At 70.1% G+C, this 18,682-nt stretch carries 17 protein-coding genes; 10 read left to right on the top strand and 7 right to left on the bottom strand.

What is annotated here, in order from left to right; all coding sequences use genetic code 11:
• Window positions 1-54 precede the first annotated feature (54 nt).
• Window positions 55-807 (bottom strand): hypothetical protein, encoded by a 753-nt coding sequence (locus LZ198_RS19000; protein ID WP_253973418.1) that lies wholly within the window; start codon window positions 805-807, stop codon window positions 55-57.
• Window positions 808-863: 56 nt separating this feature from the next.
• Here LZ198_RS19000 and LZ198_RS18995 point away from each other — a divergent pair, with 56 nt between their 5' ends.
• From LZ198_RS18995 to LZ198_RS18985, 3 genes are read left to right on the top strand one after another with little or no spacing between them, the layout of a single operon-like run.
• Window positions 864-1,421, top strand: coding sequence for a DUF2378 family protein (locus LZ198_RS18995; protein WP_253973417.1), 558 nt, complete (start codon window positions 864-866; stop codon window positions 1,419-1,421).
• Window positions 1,405-1,896, top strand: a complete 492-nt coding sequence (locus LZ198_RS18990) for a hypothetical protein (protein WP_253973416.1) — start codon at window positions 1,405-1,407, stop codon at window positions 1,894-1,896. The genes LZ198_RS18995 and LZ198_RS18990 overlap by 17 nt, the downstream gene beginning before the upstream one ends.
• A gap of 38 nt (window positions 1,897-1,934) precedes the next feature.
• Window positions 1,935-2,411, top strand: coding sequence for an NUDIX hydrolase (locus LZ198_RS18985; protein WP_253973415.1), 477 nt, complete (start codon window positions 1,935-1,937; stop codon window positions 2,409-2,411).
• 52 nt (window positions 2,412-2,463) lie between these two features.
• On the opposite strand, the gene LZ198_RS18980 is transcribed toward LZ198_RS18985, so the two are convergent.
• The 3 genes from LZ198_RS18980 to LZ198_RS18970 all read right to left on the bottom strand — a co-directional run bounded on the left by LZ198_RS18980 (window position 2,464) and on the right by LZ198_RS18970 (window position 3,971).
• Window positions 2,464-2,889: a hypothetical protein gene (locus LZ198_RS18980; RefSeq protein WP_253973414.1), complete on the bottom strand. Its 426-nt coding sequence runs from the start codon at window positions 2,887-2,889 to the stop codon at window positions 2,464-2,466.
• Window positions 2,890-3,097: 208 nt separating this feature from the next.
• Window positions 3,098-3,664, bottom strand: a complete 567-nt coding sequence (locus LZ198_RS18975) for an endonuclease dU (RefSeq protein ID WP_253973413.1) — start codon at window positions 3,662-3,664, stop codon at window positions 3,098-3,100.
• A 103-nt stretch (window positions 3,665-3,767) separates the two neighbouring features.
• On the bottom strand, window positions 3,768-3,971 hold the full coding sequence (locus tag LZ198_RS18970; protein WP_234066132.1) for a cold-shock protein: 204 nt from the start codon (window positions 3,969-3,971) through the stop codon (window positions 3,768-3,770).
• A 265-nt stretch (window positions 3,972-4,236) separates the two neighbouring features.
• Here LZ198_RS18970 and LZ198_RS18965 point away from each other — a divergent pair, with 265 nt between their 5' ends.
• Window positions 4,237-4,785 (top strand): hypothetical protein, encoded by a 549-nt coding sequence (locus tag LZ198_RS18965; RefSeq protein ID WP_253973412.1) that lies wholly within the window; start codon window positions 4,237-4,239, stop codon window positions 4,783-4,785.
• Between the two features lie 70 nt (window positions 4,786-4,855).
• On the opposite strand, the gene LZ198_RS18960 is transcribed toward LZ198_RS18965, so the two are convergent.
• Together LZ198_RS18960 and LZ198_RS18955 are read right to left on the bottom strand one after the other, a co-directional pair.
• Window positions 4,856-7,378 (bottom strand): sodium-translocating pyrophosphatase, encoded by a 2,523-nt coding sequence (locus tag LZ198_RS18960; RefSeq protein WP_253973411.1) that lies wholly within the window; start codon window positions 7,376-7,378, stop codon window positions 4,856-4,858.
• Window positions 7,379-7,663: 285 nt separating this feature from the next.
• Window positions 7,664-9,055, bottom strand: a complete 1,392-nt coding sequence (locus tag LZ198_RS18955) for an NHL repeat-containing protein (protein WP_253973410.1) — start codon at window positions 9,053-9,055, stop codon at window positions 7,664-7,666.
• Between the two features lie 504 nt (window positions 9,056-9,559).
• Between LZ198_RS18955 and LZ198_RS18950 the strand changes: the two genes are divergently transcribed.
• The 6 genes from LZ198_RS18950 to LZ198_RS18925 all read left to right on the top strand — a co-directional run bounded on the left by LZ198_RS18950 (window position 9,560) and on the right by LZ198_RS18925 (window position 17,877).
• Window positions 9,560-10,684, top strand: a complete 1,125-nt coding sequence (locus LZ198_RS18950) for a PstS family phosphate ABC transporter substrate-binding protein (RefSeq protein WP_253973409.1) — start codon at window positions 9,560-9,562, stop codon at window positions 10,682-10,684.
• Window positions 10,685-10,790: 106 nt separating this feature from the next.
• The gene (locus LZ198_RS18945; protein ID WP_253973408.1) at window positions 10,791-11,822 is read left to right on the top strand and encodes a Vgb family protein; all 1,032 of its coding nucleotides are present in this window, start codon (window positions 10,791-10,793) and stop codon (window positions 11,820-11,822) included.
• Window positions 11,823-11,997: 175 nt separating this feature from the next.
• On the top strand, window positions 11,998-14,724 hold the full coding sequence (locus LZ198_RS18940) for a hypothetical protein (RefSeq protein ID WP_253973407.1): 2,727 nt from the start codon (window positions 11,998-12,000) through the stop codon (window positions 14,722-14,724).
• Between the two features lie 48 nt (window positions 14,725-14,772).
• Window positions 14,773-16,734 carry a DUF4397 domain-containing protein gene (locus tag LZ198_RS18935; protein WP_253973406.1) on the top strand — a complete coding sequence of 654 codons (1,962 nt, stop codon included), beginning with the start codon at window positions 14,773-14,775 and terminating at the stop codon, window positions 16,732-16,734.
• A gap of 20 nt (window positions 16,735-16,754) precedes the next feature.
• Window positions 16,755-17,135, top strand: coding sequence for a B-box zinc finger protein (locus LZ198_RS18930; protein ID WP_253973405.1), 381 nt, complete (start codon window positions 16,755-16,757; stop codon window positions 17,133-17,135).
• A gap of 151 nt (window positions 17,136-17,286) precedes the next feature.
• The gene (locus LZ198_RS18925; protein WP_253973404.1) at window positions 17,287-17,877 is read left to right on the top strand and encodes a hypothetical protein; all 591 of its coding nucleotides are present in this window, start codon (window positions 17,287-17,289) and stop codon (window positions 17,875-17,877) included.
• An 83-nt stretch (window positions 17,878-17,960) separates the two neighbouring features.
• On the opposite strand, the gene sitI6 is transcribed toward LZ198_RS18925, so the two are convergent.
• A complete protein-coding gene (sitI6, locus tag LZ198_RS18920; protein ID WP_253973403.1) occupies window positions 17,961-18,674 on the bottom strand; it encodes a SitI6 family double-CXXCG motif immunity protein in 714 nt (237 codons plus the stop codon).
• Window positions 18,675-18,682: the final 8 nt, after the last annotated feature.

The raw sequence follows: 18,682 nt of genomic DNA, 5'->3' as shown, positions 1-18,682 counted from the left end.
CCTCCGCGGCTCCAGCCCGTCGGCGGTGTTCTGTCGGGTGCCCGGCGCCCGCGCTCAGCCGCCCGCGTAGTGGGGCGTCATCGTGTCGAGGATGGTGCGCATGAGGGCCTGGCCGTCCGGCGTGTCCGGGCACAGGCCGCCCCAGGCGAGCGTGAGCCGCTCCGCGACGGGGCGCCAGTACATGCGCCCGCGCATGCGCACCGGCTCGTAGCTCTCCCGGCCGCCCATCAGGTAGTCCTCTTCCGGCACGCCGAAGACCGCGTAGTACGTCAGGTCCGGCGCGTCCGCGTCCTGCAACCGGTGCAGCCCGCTGGGGATGACGCAGCCCACGTCCGCGTGGTGCCACGCGCCCTGGCGCCCCAGCTCCACGTCCAGCACCTCGAAGCACATCCGCGACGCGGGACACCCCAGCTCCCCCGCCGTGAGGAAGTTGTAGTCCAGCCGCGGAATCTCCAGCATCTCCTCCACGTCCGGCCGCCCGTCGCTCCGCAACCCCCACGGGTTCCCGTCCCGCTTGTACGAGCGCAGCCCGTAGGCCCCGTAGAACACGTTGTACCAGGGGCTGAACGGGTTGAAGTAATCCGAGCACCCCGTCCCGCTCGGGAAGTCCGCGATGGTGAACGCCACCAACAGGTCGAACATCCGCTTCAACTCGAACGCCTCGAACGGCTCGTGCGCCACCGCGCCAATCGACCCGCGCACCGCCGGCACGGGTGTCATGACTCCCAGTTCCTCCAGGAAGTTCTGCTTTCCCGGCAGTGGCGTGGCGCTCATGGCCATCGTGGCCAGCTCTCGTTGCAGACCCATGATGAATTTCCGTCCCCTCTGCCGGCAGCCTAGCGGACCGGGGTACACTCCTGCACATGCCGGAGAAGCTCGTCTTCGAGCACACCTTCGAGGGCCTCTTCGTGCGCGGGCTGGTGAACCGCGTCACGCCGGCCCTGCGTGGGCGCCTCCTCGAGGTGGGGGTGGACCTCGAGCGCAAGCTGCAGCCCGCGTACACCTTCGACACGTGGTGCTCCGCCGTGCGCGCCGCGGCGCTCGAGCTGCACCCCGAGTCCCCGCCGGAGGTGGGCTACGCGCTGCTCGGCGAGCGCATGGTGGACGGCTACCGCGAGACGGTGATGGGGCGCGCCCTCTTCAGCGTCATCCAGCTGCTCGGCCCCCGGCGCGGCGTGGGGCGCGCGCGGCAGATGTTCCGCTCGGGCAACAACTACACGGAGGCCCGCATCGAGGACGTGGCCCCCGCCACGGTGGACCTGTGGATGAACGAGGCGGGCGCCATCCGCTACTTCACCCAGGGCGCCGTGCTCGCCGGCCTGCGCGCCACCGGCGCCATCCAGCCCCAGGTCGTCGTGCGCGAGTACTCCGCGGTGGACGTCGTCTACCGCTGCACCTGGCGCAATGGGCTCGCCACCTGAGCGCGCCCCCGGCCTGCTCGCGGTGGACCTGGGCCTGCGCTCGGGCCTGGCCCGCTACGGCCCGGACGGGCGCCTCGTCGGATACCACTCCAGCAACTTCGGCAACCGCGCGCGCCTCAAGCGCGCCGTGCCCGCGCTGCTGACGGCGCAGGGCCCCCTGTCCTGGCTCGTCCTGGAGGGCGGCGGCCCCGTGGCGGACGTCTGGGAGCGCGAGGCCGCGCGCCGCGCGGTGCCCGTGCTGCGCGTGTCCGCCGAGGACTGGCGCCACACGCTGCTCTACGCGCGCGAGCAGCGCAGCGGCGCCCAGGCCAAGGACGTGGCGGACGGGCTCGCCCGCCGCGTCATCGACTGGTCCGGCGCCCCCCGGCCCACCTCGTTGCGGCACGACGCCGCGGAGGCCATCCTGCTGGGCCTGTGGGGCGTGCTGGAGGTGGGGTGGCTCGCGCACCTGCCCCCGGAGCTGCGCGCCCGGTGAACGACGCGGCCCCCGCGAGGGGCCTCCTGGAGGTGGCCGTGAAGCGATGGGTGGATCCACTGGCGCGCACGGCCTACCGGGGGGCGTACACGCTCGCGCGGGCCTACTGGTTCGTGCGCAGGCCCCACACGCACGGCGTCTTCGTGGGCGTGTGGCACGACGGCCGCGTGCTGCTCCTGCAGAACTCCTACAAGCACCAGCTCAGCATGCCCGGCGGCGGCATGGAGAAGGACGAGTCCCCCGCCGAGGCCGGCGCGCGCGAGCTGCACGAGGAGGTGGGCGTGCGCGTGGACGCGACGGCGCTCCGCCCCGCCTTCGAGACGGTGGGCACCACCGAGCACAAGCACGACCATGTCCGCTTCCTGGAGCTGGACGTGACCCACGAGCCCCCGCTCGTCGTCGACGAGCGCGAGGTGACGTGGGCGGCGTTCATCGACCTGGAGACCGCGCTGCGGCTCCCCGTCTCCCCACTCGTGCGCGCATACCTGGAACACGCGCGTCAGCGCCGGGGATGACGGGGCCTGGCAGTCACTCCTGGATGCGTGAGACCTCGGGCGCCCCGGGACTTCAGCGGGCCGCGTGCGAGGAGACGTGATGCCCGTCGTGCAGGAAGATGCGCGTGCGGGCCTTGTCCAACTGCTTCTTCGCCTCCTCCAGCGAGACGCAGTCCACGGTGAGGTCGTCGCCGGGCGTCGCCTCCGACGCCACCCGCGCCGTCTGCAGCCGGGCGATGGTGGAGTCCGAGACGTGCGCGCACATCACGCAGCCCTTCTCCCGTCCGTACGCCACCACCTCTCCGAAGATGGTCGCCGACTCCGGCTCCAGCGCGCGCAGCCCGCGCATGTCCGCCAGCACCAGGTGCCTCCCTCCACCGTACGAATCCGTCTCCGCGCGATACCTGGAGGCGAACTCCTTCATCTCGTTGGGTCGAACAAAGCCGCTCAGCCGCACGGTGACAGTACGTCTGTTCGTATCGTTGGTGACCTCGAACATGGGCCCTCCCTCTGGGGATGACAAAGAATAACAAACAGCGCCCTGCGTTCGTAGCCACCCCCGGACACTATGTCCTCCCTGGAATAGTCGAGAGGAATTGTGTCGTTGTCAATCGAGCCTGGCGGAAGTTTCTCGCCGTCTCACAGCCACTTCTCACTCCAGCGCAATCCTCCAGGGGAGATGTCGCGTCGAGTCAGGGATGACTCGCTCATGCTCGCTGACTGCTCTCTCCGGTGACAACCGCCGACCCGATGAGGTGTGCGAGTCTCAACGCTTCTGGAACGTTTCCCCTGTCTGTTATTTGTTGCATGAGTTCCGCGATTTCATCGGGGCTCGCGCCCTGGCACTGGAAGGTGAAACCCCGCAACTGATGGATGGGGCCGGCGCGGCGCAGCTTCTCCCAGCGCGCGTCGGCGCGGGGCAGCCGGCGCAGGGCGCGCTCCACGGCGTCGAGGTCCGGCGGCTTGCGCATCACCGCCACGCAGGGCTTGCGCAGGCGCGCGGCGAGCAGGGGCAGGTCCACGACGTTGAAGCCGCCGAAGGCGATGCCGTCCAGCAGCACCGCGTGCAGCTGTGGGAGGAACTTGCCACCCTCGAGCAGCCGGCACACCACGTCCGTGGCGTTCCAGCCGTCGCGCCGCACGCGACCCCAGACGAGCCCCTCGAAGCGCGTGCCCGCGCACACCACGCCGGCCAGGGGCACGGCGACGCCGGCGCGTCGGGGGAAGGGGCCGTCGTCGAAGCCGATGACTCGGGGGAAGCGGGGCAGGCGCATGAGGTGCGGCCAGCCTCGCAAATGCGGCGACGACACCGCAAAGGAAGAAGCCCGACTCCGCGCGCGCGGGCCGGGCTCCAGGAACTACCGAAGGGCGGTGGGCTCAGACCGCACGCACGTTCTGCGCCTGCAGGCCCTTGGGGCCACGGCCGACTTCGAACTCGACCTTCTGGCCCTCCTGCAGCGTGCGGAAGCCATCCATGTTGATGGCGCTGTGATGGACGAACACGTCCTCACCGCCTCCGTCCTGCACGATGAAGCCAAAGCCCTTCGCATCGTTGAACCACTTGACGGTACCTGTTGCCATGAATCGCGTTCTCTCGTGCTGGCGCGGCTCGCCGCGGTTTTCGGCCTCTCAGAATGTGAAGGCCGTACTTCGGGACATGAGTCTGCACGCGCCGGGCGTCCGAGTGGAAGCCCCCTTGGTCGACCGCCCTCCGACGGGGTGAGCGGTGGTAGCCGGGTTTCCTACTTCCCGGGGACAGGCGGGCGGGGGAGGGTATCCGCTGTCCCAGGGGGCCATGGCTACCGTCGAGAGAGGACCTCCCACCCCGGACCGGAAGGAGCCCACCATGGCCGAGTCGTTGCCCCCACCCACCCCGCTCACCGCGCTCCACCCCCGGCGCGAGCCGGCGCCTCGTCGCCTGGTGCGGCACCTGAAGGACCGCAGCGCCCGGGCGGGCATCCTCTCCCGGCCCCTGTTCGGGAGCCTCCCCCTGCGCCGGTGGGTGCCCTCGGAGGTGCACTCGCTCCTGGACTACCGGGGAGGGGTGATTGCGGCGGTGGCGGGGCAGTTGTCCGCCAACCCGGTGGCCCGGCGGACGGGCTGGGTGCTGGGGGCGCTGAGCGTGGGCGTGACGCTCCTGACGGACAGCCGGCTGAGCGCGGCGAAGCTCATCCCCATCGAGGCGCACGAGCTGTGGGACTACACGTTCGGCAAGGCGGCGGTGCTGGCGCCCTTCGCGCTGGGCTACGCGCGGACGAACCCGGTGGTGGCCGCCGTGCACGTGCTGGTGGGGCTGTCCGCCATCGGCATGGCCCTGGTCACGGACTACCGGTGCGTGACGGGCATGCACCTGGGCGGGGAGCTGGCGACGGACCCGGAGGGCATCGGGGCCTGAGACGACGCGAGCGGCGGGCCTCCTGGAGGCGCCCGCCGCTCGTGTCCGTGTCAGGTGCTGGCGGAGCGGCTCAGGCCGTCTTCACCGCGGCCTCGGGCTTGACGTCCGTGGTGCTGCTGCCGCCGCCCACGCTCTGGATGCGCATGCCGTAGAAGCTGCGGTAGACGAACACCGTCGACAGCACGAAGAACACCGCCGCGAGGATGAGCGTCAGCTGCCCCTGGCCGGACGCCTCCAGCTCCACCGCCAGCTCCACCGCCAGCAGGCCGAAGAGGGTGGTGAACTTGATGACCGGGTTGAGCGCCACGGAGGAGGTGTCCTTGAACGGGTCTCCCACGGTGTCGCCCACCACGGTGGCCGCGTGCAGGTCGGTGCCCTTGGCCTTCAGCTCCACCTCCACCAGCTTCTTCGCGTTGTCCCAGGCGCCGCCGGCGTTGGCCATGAAGACGGCCTGGTACAGGCCGAACACGGCGATGGAGATGAGGTAGCCCACGAAGAAGTACGGCTCCAGGCAGGCGAAGGCGAGCGTGCTGAAGAAGACGGCGAGGAAGATGTTGATCATCCCCTTCTGCGCGTACTGGGTGCAGATCTCCACGACCTTCTTGGAGTCCGCCACGCTGGCCTTCTCCACGCCCTCCAGCTTGATGTTGGCCTTGATGAACTCCACCGCGCGGTAGGCGCCGGTGGACACCGCCTGCATGGACGCGCCGGAGAACCAGTAGATGATGGCGCCGCCGGTGATGAGGCCCAGCAGGAACGGGGCGTGGAGCAGCGACAGGAACTGCGCCTTCTCCGCGTTGAGCGCGTTGCCGCTGATGCCCACCAGCACCACGATGATGGAGAAGATCATCGTCGTGGCGCCCACCACCGCCGTGCCGATGAGCACCGGCTTGGCCGTGGCCTTGAACGTGTTGCCCGCGCCGTCGTTCTCCTCCAGGTACTCCTTGCCCTTCTCGAAGTCGGGCGTGAAGCCGAAGTCGCGCTTCACCTCGTCCTTCACGTTGGGGACGTTCTCGATGAGGGACAGCTCGTAGACGCTCTGCGCGTTGTCCGTCACCGGGCCGTAGGAGTCCACGGCGATGGTGACCGGGCCCATGCCCAGGAAGCCGAAGGCGACCAGGCCGAAGGCGAACACCGGCGCGGCGATCATCAACTGGCCCACGCCCTGGCCGGCGACGCCCGCGCCGCTGAACCAGAAGGCCAGGCCCATCAGGCTGGCGATGATGAGGCCCATCCAGTAGGCGGAGAAGTTGCCCGCCACCAGGCCGGAGATGACGTTGAGCGACGCGCCGCCCTCGCGGCTGGCCGTGACGACCTCGCGCACGTGGCGGCTCTCCGTGGAGGTGAAGACCTTGATGGCCTCCGGGATGATGGCGCCCGCCAGCGTGCCGCAGGTGATGATGGCGGACAGCTTCCACCACAGCGTCGGGTCACCGCCCAGGTCGGGGATGAGCAGGTAGCTGACCAGGAACGTCAGGGCCACCGACAGGAGCGACGTCACCCACACCAGCGCGGTGAGCGGGTGCTCGAAGTTCATGTGGTCCGCGTTCTTGTACTTGGCGGACTGGAACACGTTGTTGATCGCGTAGGCGGCCAGCGACGCGAGCACCATCACGATGCGCATCATGAAGATCCACACGAGCAGCTCCACGCGGTAGTCCGCGCCCACGGCCAGCAGGATGAAGGTGATGAGCGCCACGCCCGTCACGCCGTAGGTCTCGAAGCCGTCCGCGGAGGGGCCCACGCTGTCGCCCGCGTTGTCGCCGGTGCAGTCCGCGATGACGCCCGGGTTGCGCGCGTCGTCCTCCTTGATGCGGAAGACGATCTTCATCAGGTCGGAGCCGATGTCGGCGATCTTCGTGAAGATGCCGCCGGCGATGCGCAGCGCGGAGGCGCCCAGCGACTCGCCGATGGCGAAGCCGATGAAGCACGGGCCCGCGAAGTCCGCCGGGATGAACAGCAGGATGGCCAGCATCAGCAACAGCTCCGTGCTGATGAGCACCATGCCGATGGACATGCCCGCCTGCAGCGGGATGGCGTAGGTGGGATAGGGCTTGCCCCGCAGCGACGCGAACGCCGTGCGGCTGTTGGCGAACGTGTTCACCCGGATGCCGAACCAGGCCACGCCGCACGAGCCGGCGATGCCCACGAGGCTCGCGACCAGGATGATGCCCACGCGGCCGCCGTCCATGTGACGCAGGAAGCCGAAGTAGCCCACCATCACCACCGCGATGAGCGCCCACAGCACCCCGATGAACTTCAACTGCGTCATCAGGTACGTCTTGCAGGTCTCGTAGATGAGCTCGGAGATCTCCAGCATCGCCCGGTGCACGGGCATCTTCTGGAGGCTGGCGTACTGCAGGAAGCCGAAGACCAGGCCCAGCACGCTCACCGCGATGCCCGACAGCAGCAGCTGGTGACCGTTGAAGCCTCCGCCCAGGAACGTCTTGGACGTGAAGTCGGGGAGGACGAGGTCCGCCTCACTCGCGTGGGCGGCGCTGGCGCCGAGCACCGTCAGGAGCCCCAGGGCCCTGGCGGATACTCGGGTGACGCTCTGACGGAGGACATCCATCCGTGAAACGGTGCGTGTCATGGGGGTGCAACTCCTCACATTGGCTCGCCCGGAAGCTCGGCCCAAACACGCCTCGCTCCCGGGGTGACAGGGAGTGGTGTCGAGGGGTTGGCCGCCTGCGCGCGGGGATGCCGCGCGCCGACGCTTCAGCACAGCCTCGCCCTTCAAGGCGCGCGCAATCGCAGGCCCGGAAGGCGGAAGCGCGAATACCATGGACTCGCACTCGAAGTCGAATTCCCCAGGGAATTCACTGACGTCCGTATCGCGGTGTCTGGAATGTCTGGATGTAGGCAATCCCGCGGGAGCTCAGGGCCGGAGGCGGAAAAGAAAGCCATCCTCCGGGTGCGGGTAAGGGGTTCCCACAGGTAATACTCGTCGCAGCGCGCCAGCGACCACGGTGTCACCGGTTCCGTCCACCGCGACGCTCCGCGGCGCGGGGGGCGTGGGGCTGGAGAAGCTCCGCACCCAGAGGGACTGGCCCGCCTCCGGGAGGAGCCGCGCGACATAGAGGCCGGCGGGCGCGCGGGTGCGCGCGAGGTCCAGGCCACCATCGTGGGTTCCCACGAGCGTCAGCTGGCCGGCCTCGTCGGTGGCGAGCGCGCGGGCGGACGCGGCGAAGGAGCGCGCCCAGCGCTCATGGCCCTGTGCGTCGTAGGCGGCGACGAAGCCGTGGTGTTCGCCGCCGTCGTGGAGCCGGCCCTGGAAGTAGAAGCGACTGGAGAAGCCGCCGGCCACGAAGACGCGGTCGGAGGCCACCGCCACCGCGTCCGCGGAGCCCGTGGCCCCTCGGAGATCATGACTCCAGGCGTGCTCTCCCCTCCGGGACAGCTTGAGGACGAAGGGGGTGCGCTGGCGCACGGTGACGAACGACGCGCCGCCGAAGCACACGCTGCCGGAGTAGGCGCCCGCGACGTGGATGTCCCCGAACACGTCCACGGCCACCGCGCGCGCGGACACCAGGCCCTGCGCGCCCGCGGACCACGCGCGGCTCCACTGCGTCCGCCCGTCCGGGGTCAACCGCACCACGAAGGCGGCGCGCTCACCGTCCGGGGGCTCGCGCACCGTGTCCCCGAAGTCGCGCGCGCCCGTGAAGTCACCCACCACCACCACGCCGTTCGCGCCGTCCGTGGCCACGGCCTGGACGGTGAGCGCGCCGTCGCCCGGGAAGGCCTTCACCTGCTCCACGGCGCCCTCCGGCGAGAGCCTCGCGAGGAACGGCCCCTCCGGAAAGTGAGTCATGCCCAGCGTGAATCCAGACGCGGCGCCGCCGAGCCAGACACGGCCCTGCGGGTCCACCGCGAGACCGCCCACCCGCGCCGGGGTCGTGCCTTGCTTCGCGGGCACCAGGCCATGCGCCCAGTGAAGCGTGCCATCCCGCGAGAAGCGCGCCACCAGGAGGTGGGGCCGCGCGGAGGCCTGGTCGAAGGGCAGGGGGCCTCCCCCTATGTCCAAAGGCTCACGGTATGTCGCCGCGACGAGGACATCCCCGTTCGGAGCCACCGCCGCGGACGGCGCCTCGCTGTCCCCGTGCGCCAGCGAGCGCGTCCACGCCAGGGCCGCCTTGCCCCCGTCTCCACCTTCCCCCGCCCCCACCACCACCAGGCCCGGAGCACGTGGTGTCGCCAGCGCCTTCTCCCCGCACCCCACGAGGAGGGACGTCAGCACGCACACCACGCTCGCCCATCGCCACGCCGCCATCGCCGCTCCGGCCTTCCCCTGCCCCCGACTCCGACAACCCCCTGCCCTTCAACCGGGACAGACCGTTTGCAAGGGCACTGCCAGCACGCTCCAGGGAAGGGTCTTCCCTCTCATCCCGACGGGGACCCCGACCCGCGGGGCGGGGGACGTGTCCGCTCGTCTGAAAAAATCCCTGTCCAACATCGGACGCGGGAGGAAAAACGACGCACCGGCCCGTCCGCGAGGCCTGGGGGCGGCCGTGCGAGCGTGGCCCGCGCGCCGCACGTGTCGAATGCCTGACATGGGCAGACATCCACGCGCGGGGTGTCGTGACCGCGCGCTGGCAGAGATTTGACGTAAACGAGTCAGCGTTTGTCTGCCCAATCGGGCACCTTGCGTTCCGCGTGAGGCCAGCGGTCCCCGGCTTCATTGCTCCTCTCCCATTGGAAGACTCCATCCCGACCCGCGCCGCGGGAGAGGCCACGCTTTGTCTGCGCAGTCCCCCCAAGCACCAAGGAGTCGTCCATGCACAGCATGAAGTGGATGGTGTCCGCCGCGGTCCTGTCGCTGTCCGTCGTGGGATGTGGTGGTCAGGCCGAGGAGGGCTCGCTGGCCACGGGCCGCGTCGCCGCGCCGCTGACGGATGGGAACAAGCTGTTCGGGTCGGACACGCTGAAGGGCGCGCTCATCAGCGCGAACACGTCCGCGGTCGCCGGGCTGGCCATCGAGGGCAAGGGCTCCGGGGCGGGCGAGGGCTGTGTGCGCTCTGGCTCCGGTACGTTCTGCAGCGGTCGCCAGCAGACCATCGCCCCCATGTCGCGTGACTTCCGGTCCACCACCAACGCCTGCGCCAACGGCGGGCCCTCCGGAGGCACGGACGCCAACGGCAACCCGCGCAACGCGGCGTGCTGCCCCGGCGAGCAGAGCAACGCCATCGCGCTGGACGCGGTGAACCTGTGGGTCAACGTCAACAACGACCTGACCAACGGCGGCGTGCCGAGCATCACCATGGCCCAGGCCAAGGCGCTCTACTGCGGGACGGACGGCTCCGGTTCGGCCGCCGCCTGCGGCATCACCACCTGGGGGCAGTTGGGCACCACCTCCAACCCGAACGGCGTCATCGCCAAGTACCGCCGCGACGACCTGTCCGGCACCACGGACACGTTCAAGTCGCTGCTGGGCTGCACCAACTTCTGCGCGGACGTGGTCACCATCGCCGACGGGGCCCTGCCCGCGGCCTGCGCCGGCCAGGGCAGCGCCACCGAGTGCATCGGCGAGCTGGTCTCCACGGACATCAACGCCGTGGGCTACTCCGGCGACTCCGCCCGCAAGGTGGACGGCTCGGGCAACGCCCGCAACAAGGCGCTGCTGATCGCTGGCATCGCGCCCACGGCCGCCAACGTCCGCAAGCTGATCACCGACCCGGCCAACGCCTATCCGCTGTCGCGCTTCCTCTTCCTCAACGAGAACACCGGCTTCACCAAGGACCCCAAGGAGCAGGCCCTGTATGACTGGGTCTACGCCAACAAGGCCTCCTTCCAGAGCATCCTGGTGGGCCAGGGCTTCATCGCGTGCAGCGGCACCGGTGCCCTGCGCTGCGGCGGCGCGGCCAACGACGGCCGTGGCGCGGGTCTCTGCAAGGGCAACTGAGTTCCACCGCTTCACCTGAAGCACGCAGCGGGACGGGCGCGCCGGGCAACCCCCGGCGCGTCCGTCCCTCGTCGTCGTTCCCGTTCCTCCTGCTGGGAGATACCCCATGAATCGCGCTCGCTCGTTCCGCTCGCTGTTCGCCGCCGCCGCGCTGCTGTCCACCCCGGTCCTCGCCTCCCCGCCGTCCACGAACCCCTTCATCTGCCGCCGTCCGTCCGGCGTGGCCGGGACGTTCACGGAGTTCCCCCTGTCCACCGAGGAGTCCGGCCCGTCCGGCATCACCGTGGGGCCGGATGGCAACCTCTGGTTCACCCAGGCCAGCTCCGGCACCATCGGCCGCGCCACGCGTGACGGCGTCGTGACGGAGTTCCCGCTGCCGTCCGAGTTCTCGCTGCCCCAGCGCATCACCCCGGGCCTGGATGGCAATCTCTGGTTCACCCAGCTCTCCGTGGACCAGGTGGCGCGAATCACTCCCGCGGGGGGGGTGACCGAGTTCCGGCTGCCGCTGCGGGGCTCCGCGCCGTATGGGATTGCCACGGGTCCGGATGGACATGTCTGGTTCACCCAGGTGGCCGGAAACCGTATCGGCCGTGTGACGAAGGAGGGCGTCTTCACGCAGTTCACCCTGCCGTCGCCCGAGTCCCAGCCCATGGGGCTGGCGTTGGGGGCCGGCGGGCGCCTGTGGTTCACGGAGCTGACGGGCAACCGGGTGGGCACCATCACCCCGGAGGGCGTCATCACCGAGTACGCGCTGCCCACGCCGAACGCGGGCCCCAACAGCATCGTGCTGGGCTGGGACGGCGCCATGTGGTTCACGGAGCAGTTCGCGGGGAAGATCGGCCGCGTCACCGTGGACGGCGTCATCACCGAGTACGCGCTGCCCACGCCCAACGCCTCGCCGGTGGACATCATCCCCGGGCCGGACGGCGCCCTCTGGTTCGTGGAGCTGCGGGCCAACAAGGTGGGCCGCATCGGCGTGGACGGCGCCATCACCGAGTACGCCGTCCCCACCGCCGGCAGCCAGCCCGCGGGCATCGTCTTCGCGCCCCCGGGCTTCTTCTGCCTGGACGCGCACCTGTGGTTCACCGAGCGGGCGGCCAACGCGCTGGGTCGCATCCGCGCCGTCACGGTCCCGTGATGCCGCGTTCGTGATTCCGTGACAGTGCCGCACCCCGCCGTGGCCCGTGAGAGTCTTTGAATGTCACGGCGGGGTGAAAACAGACGAGACGACCCGTTGGGTGATGTTTGTGTTGTCGATTGTGGGGTTGGACTTGCGGTATTGGGCCGCCGGGGACTCCTAAAAGGAGCGGTCCATGCGGTTGGAGAGGAATTGGCTCGCGCGGTACCGGGCCTCCTGGTTGGCCTGTCTGACATTGTCCTTCATGGGTGGTTGTTCCTCGGAGCGGGAGCCCTCTCCGGAGGAGCGGGTCGTGGTGGAGGAGCAGTGCTACTCCGCGGTCCGCTCGTCGGAGGTGTTCCCCATGCGCGCGGCGGTGAAGCGCGCGCCGGTGAGCAAGGAGGTCTTCAGCAGCCTCAAGGGGCAGGTGGATGCCCAGTGCGGGGAATGCCATCGCGCCCCCGAGGCGCGCGGCGGCTTCCGGTACGACTCCGACCTCGCGGGGCTGAAGGAGGCCGCGCCCCGCATGGCGGCGCTGGCGTCCCAGGGCGCCATGCCGCCCCTGGCCACGCCGGACCAGAGCCGCGCGTCCGCCCGGCTGGCGTGCGCGCTGCAAGCGTGGCTGGCGCGAGGTGCCCCGGAGAGCGAGCCGTTCGACCTCTCCTGCGAGGCGGAGGTGGAGGAGGGCGCGCGCGTGTCGCTCTCGGTGGCCCGGTCGATGAGCGACCTGGGGAGCTGCATCCCTCCGAAGCCCGAGCCGGGCGGCGACCCGGAGAAGGACACCTTCTTCGCGGCGCTGACCGAGCTGCCGGCGGACCTGAAGGACACGGACACGGACATCCTGACGTTCGACGCGCTGAAGCTGGCGCGGCACGGCACCTTCGCCTTCGCGCCCACCTATCCGCTGTTCTCCGACCACGCGAAGAAGCTGCGCATGGTGCACGTGCCCGCGGGGAAGGCCATCACCTATGACGCGGCGAGGAAGCGCTTCGTCATCCCTCCCAACACCCGCTTCTACAAGACGTTCTTCAAGCCGGTGACGAGCGCGGGGGGCCGCACCGAGCACCGCCGCATCGAGACGCGGCTCATCGTCACGCGCGAGCGGTGGCAGGACGCGCTGTTCGGCACGTACGTGTGGAACGAGGAGGGCACCGCCGCGCGGCTGCACGACCTGCGCTACCGCGACGGCTCGCGCTTCTCCGACCGCGTCCTGGTCCACACGGAGCACGAGGAGTGGGGCGGGACGCGCAACTACGCGCTCCCGGGAAGGCACCGCTGCATCAACTGCCACAGCGGCGCGGAGGCCCAGGACTTCGTGCTGGGCTTCACGCCCCTCCAGGTCAACCGCCGTCCCGCGGGGCAGGGCGGCACGGACCCGAACGTGGAGGTGCTGGAGGACGAGCTGTCGCAGGTGGACCGGCTCATCTCCTACGGGGTCATCCAGGGCCTGCGCTCGGCGGCGGACCTGCCCCGCCTCGAGGACCAGGCGCCGGTGGGCCGGCCCTACCGCGATGGGAACGAGCTGGCCCTGCAGGGCTACTTCATCGGCAACTGCGCGCAGTGCCACAACCCGAACGGGTTCGCGGTGCAGAGCAACCCGGCCATCGCGGACCTGGACTTCTCCGCGGGGGGCGTGCTGCCGGGCTTCGACACGAAGCGGATGGAGAGCAACGGGCAGAAGTTCTACGCGGACGTCCGCGCGGGCGTGGACTTCGAGCGGGATTTGCGCGCCGCCGCGCCCACCAGCACCTTCTACCAGCGGGTGATGCAGGAGTCGCACGAGGTCTACCTCCACATGCCGGCCAACGTGCCCGGGCGCGACTGCCGGCTGGTGCTGCTCATGGCGAAGTGGCTCGGTTCGCTGGAGCGCGCGAGCGACGCGACGTTGTCCTCGGAGCAGCGGGCGAACGCGAAGCGCGTGCGCATCAAGCAGGCGGAGGACATCGTCTGGGAGACCTGCAAGAACCCGAAGGACGTGCGGTGGGTCTCCGAGGATTTCACCGACCGCGTCCCGTACGAGCCGCGCAACCGCGACTGGCTCGCGCAGGTCCAGCGCGGCACGCACCAGCACCTGCTGGGCTACGCCGTGACGGAGCGGCACGCGCAGTTGGCCGCGCGCCTGTTCCCGACCAACTTCTGGGTCGCGAGGCCGGAGTGCTCCTTCGAGGACGCGCCCGAGCCCGCCACCGTCGAGCCGTGGATGGTGGACGCGCTGGGCAACCCCCGGCAGCCGTGGGGCGAGCTGTACTACTCCACGCCGGGGTCCACCGTGTTCCAGGGCGTGTGCGGGAACTGCCACGGCCGCACGGCGGAGGGGCAGAGCGGCGCGGCCAAGGCGCTCGTCACGCTCAACGGGGCGCGGGTGGCGAACCTCGTCGCCGGCCTCTTCGGGCATGGCACGGACGGGAGCAGCCACCTGGCGACGTTCGACCAGGCGCTCGGGGACGGGGGCGCGGCGAAGTACCTGGTGTTCATGGGCACCGGCGGCACGCAGGTGTCCTTCCTGCCGTCGTTCATGCAGGCGTGGGTGAAGTACGGCGAGGTGGACATCGACTTCTCCGGCGACGCGGACGACTGGGGACGCTGGGGCGCGAACATGCTCGGCGCGGCGCGCGGCGCGTGTGACCTGGTGCGCGTGGGGAAGTTCGGCACGGGGTCGTCCTCCGACCCGCGCAGCGGCAACACCCGGGCGCTGGGCGGCGCCACCATGTGGCGGGAGATCTGCACGGTGGACAACCCCATCACGGAGGCGGTGCGCACGGGCGAGCCGGTCGCCAAGGCGGAGTGGCTGCGCCGCGCGGAGTTCAACGCGGGCGTGATGGCCTACTTCTACCTGCGGGACCACCTGTCCCAGGGCAAGCCGCCGTACCCGCTGCGCAGCGAGTGCCAGAAGCGCACCGCCGCGGGCTCCGCCGCACGCTGAGACATCCAGACGTACGCCACGGGCTGTCTTCTCTGGGAGGGATGTGTCGTGACGAGACCTGCTTTCAGAAGGTGGATGCTGGCGGTGGGCCTGGGGCTCGCGGTGCTGGCCACGGGCTGTGGAGATGATGACGACCCGGGCACTCCGGACAGCGGTTCACAGTGCGCGGACGGTGGGACGCGGCTGCCGGATGGTGGCTGCCCGCCTCCCGCGTGCCCGGATGGAGGGACGCGGTTGGCGGACGGTGGCTGCCCGCCTCCCGCGTGCCCGGATGGAGGGACGCGGTTGGCGGATGGTGGCTGCTCGCAGCCGACCACCTGCCCGGATGGGGGCACGCCGCTGCCGGACGGTGGCTGCTCGCAGCCGACCACCTGCCCGGATGGGGGCACGCCGCTGCCGGACGGTGGCTGCTCGCCGCCTCCTCCTGCCTGTGGTGACGGGGGTACCCCGCTGCCGGATGGTGGCTGCCCGCCGCCTCCCGAATGCCCGGATGGCGGGTCCTCGCCCGACGGCGGCTGTGGCGACCCGCCCTCCGTGGCCTACGTGCGCTTCGTCAACGCGTCGCTGGGGTTGAAGGACAACCCGAGTGACAGCGACAGCGCGCCGTGGCGTCCCTATCGACTGGACGTGCGCCAGGGGGCACGCGAGCTGTTCGACGCGGTGTCTCCGGGCGAGGACGCCGTCACGGGCTACCAGGAGGTGCCCGCGGGGACGGAGCTGCTGTTCACGACGCACGACGCGGATGTCGCCTCGGGGCCCGCGCTGGCCACGTCCGAGCCCGTGAAGCTGGCGGAGGGAGAGCGGCTCACGTTGGTGGCGGTGGGGTTCTCCAACCGCACCGAGGTGGACCGGGTGGAGCGCGCCCGGCTGGTGGTGCTGCGCGAGTCCTTCGAGGCGGCGGGTACGGGCAAGGCCCGCGTGCGAATGGTGTCGGCGGATCGGGTCACCGTCATCCCGGCGCAGGGGCGTACGCGGCGGCTGGGATTGGAGAGCGCGTCGGCGACGCCGGTGTCGACCGTCAATCCCTACTCGGCGGATGTCGCGGCGGGGGTGGCCATCCCCACGACGACGCAGCGGCTCGTCATCTCCTCGTCGGGCGACAGCGGCTTCTCGCCGGCCTTGAGCAAGCGGTTGTTCTTCTCCGTGCCGGAGGGGGCGTTGCCGGAGGGCAGCGCGTGGTTCGCCATCCTCACGGGTGATGACCGTCGCCCGCTGCCGGACGCCGGGCAGCCCGCGCTGCTGCTGGTTCGCGCCGGGGTGGAGCAGACGCTGCGCCTGAAGCGGGACCCGCTGGTCTACTTCTTCAACGGCCTCTTGCCGGTGACGGAGAATGACGACCCGCTGATCCTCCAGGCATTGCAGGGGACGACCAAGGTGGCGGTGGGCGTCGAGTTCAACTACTCGCCAGCGATTGGAGAGCTGCCCGTCACGGCGAGCGGCCATCTGCTGCGCGTGGCGCGCAACGACGACGCCAACGCCTTGGTGGTGTCGGACACGAATACGGGGCCGCTCGTCGCGGGCGGGCGCTACCTGGCGGTGGTGACGGGGCGCGCGGGACAGACGACGGGCGCGCAGACGCCCCGGCTCCTGTTCATCCAGGACCGCTATCCGGTGGGCGTGATGGACGCCCGGGTGCGGGTGATGAACGCCATCTCCAACAGCCCGGCGGAGGGGGTGGACTTCGGCCACTTCGACGTCGCGGCCAACGGCACCAGCCAGGGGACGGTGTTCACCCCGGTGGTGACGCAGGTGCGCTTCGGCGAGACCTCGGGGCCGGACGAGGGGGGCGCCTTCCTGGCGCCCTCCACCACCGGGACTCCGCCGCTGAGCTTCTACGGGCTGCGAGCCACGGGGACCGGGAGCGTGATGGCCGCCGCGGGCAACGCGATGGAGCGTCCGCACTTCATCGTGGTGTTCGGTGATTGGGATGCGAGCTTCTTGCTCTTCCTCGGCTTCAACGTGAGGGAGAACACCTGGTCCGGGGTGGCCCCGTTCGACATCTTCCAGTGAGCGCGTGATAGACAGGGGGCATGGACGCGAGTGTCGCGCTGTGCCCCCGTCATCCCCAACGCGCCGCGGAGGGGACGTGCAGTCGTTGTGGCACCTTTGTCTGTGAGGAGTGCCGCCAGCGGCGGAGTCGGCGGACGTTCTGCGTCGATTGCAGTGTCCGTGAGGCGCACGAGGGGCCGTCCCCGCGTGCGCGTCTGGCGCTCAAGTTCTCCACGGCGGGGTTCCTGGGCTTCGTGCCGGGGTTGGCGGGACTCGTCCTCGGTATGAAGGAGCTGGCGGCCATCCGCCGGGGTGAGGCGCCCGTCGCGGGTGAGCCGATGGCGGTGGTGGCGCGCAACGTGGGGTGGTTCCACCTGGTGATGTTGTTGTTGGTGGTCTTCGTGTTGCTGACGAAGGTCTGAGGGACGGGGCCGGCCGTGTTTTGCATGGCGCCCGTGGGTGGGATTAGGGTGGGGCGCGGACCCGGGACGGGTCGAGGGCGGGACTGAAATGGGTTCGAAGCGGTTGGCGCTGGAGGTGGGTGGCCCTCAGCGTCTCGAGATGTCGTGGGGGATGTTCTGGAGGAAGTTCCGGGTCACGCTGGATGGCGAGGAGCTCGGGGTTGTGGATGGGGGAGCGGCCCGGTTGAAGCAGGGTGTGGAGTTCCGGCTCTCGGATGGGAGCGCGTTGAACATCCAGCTCCGGCAGACGCTCTCCAATGTCTATCTCCATGTGACACGAGATGGCGTGCCCCTGCCGGGCTCGTCGACGGACCCCGAGCAGCGCATCAAGGTGGCCGCGCACCTGCTGTATTTCCTGGCGGCGCTCAACACGATGATGGGCTGCATGCCTGTCTTCACGGCGGACGATGTGTGGGAGGGAATCGGGGTGGGCATGGCGTCCGGCCTGTTTGGTCTGGTCGTGGCCGTGCTCGGCTACTTCACCTTCCAGGGGGCTCGCGCCGCGCCGATCCTCGCCATCACCTTGTATGTCCTGGACAGCCTGGTGACGTTCGGTGACGCCATGGCCGACGGCAAGACGCCCAAGATCTACGGCATGCTCTTCCGGATCTACATCCTCGTCGTGTTCTTCCAGGCAGTGCAGGCCGCGTTCGAGCTGCACCGTCGTGGCTCGGCGGAAGCGCGCGTGTCGCTCCAGCCCTGACCCCCGAAACACCGACGCCCGCGCGGCGGACCCTGGAGGGCCACCGGCGGGCGTCGTGCACGTGGCTCGGCGTCGTTGCGCGCTCAGCGCACAGGAAGCTCACGAAACGTGACCCCGCTTGGTTCAAGTCGCTTCGCGGCCTCCATGAATCGGTCGGTCGCCACGATCATCGTTGCGTAGTTTCCCACTCGGAACAGGTCCAGTTCCCGGGGAAGCGATGCCGCATCCAGGACGGGGTCATCCGGGAGCCGGAAGTACACACGGCCACAGGTCTCGCAGGGGGGCTGCAGGTCCGGAGGCAGGCAATCGGGGTGCAGTCTTCCGTGTGCTTCGAGCTGGAGTTCCAGCAGCTCGGGTGGGGACTTTTGCCGGAACCGCAGTGCCGTCGGGCAGCCGACGAGTCCGCGGACGCCCGCTGTTTGGAGCTGGTCCAGCGCGTCTTTCCTCGCCACCCAGAGGATCTCTCCCTGGGACGTGAGCGGGCCGAACCGCCCCGTCGCGTTTCCATCGAGCGGTCCGAAGAGTGTTCCCGGAGGGAGCGCGGCATCGGGAGGGAGCAGGGGGCGCACCAGCTCTCGAAGACGGGCGAACTCCGGGAAGGGCTCGGTCCGGGGCTTCTCGAACGCGTGTCGTTCCGGAAGCGGGGACAGGTCCACCGCGGGGTACTGATGGCCGGAGCTCGCCCAGGTGGTTCCGCACGTATGGCACCGCACGCCCGGGAGTCCCCATCTGTGCGAAGCGTCGAGGTCGGCTGTGACGGCGGTCCTGTCCTCGCGTAGCCGAAAGTACCGGGTCATGAGTTGCA

Origin of the sequence: Myxococcus dinghuensis (genome assembly GCF_024198235.1) — a bacterium.
Lineage (GTDB): Bacteria > Myxococcota > Myxococcia > Myxococcales > Myxococcaceae > Myxococcus > Myxococcus dinghuensis.
Note: the sequence above shows the minus strand (reverse complement) of the source record. Positions and strands in the feature narration are given on the sequence as shown.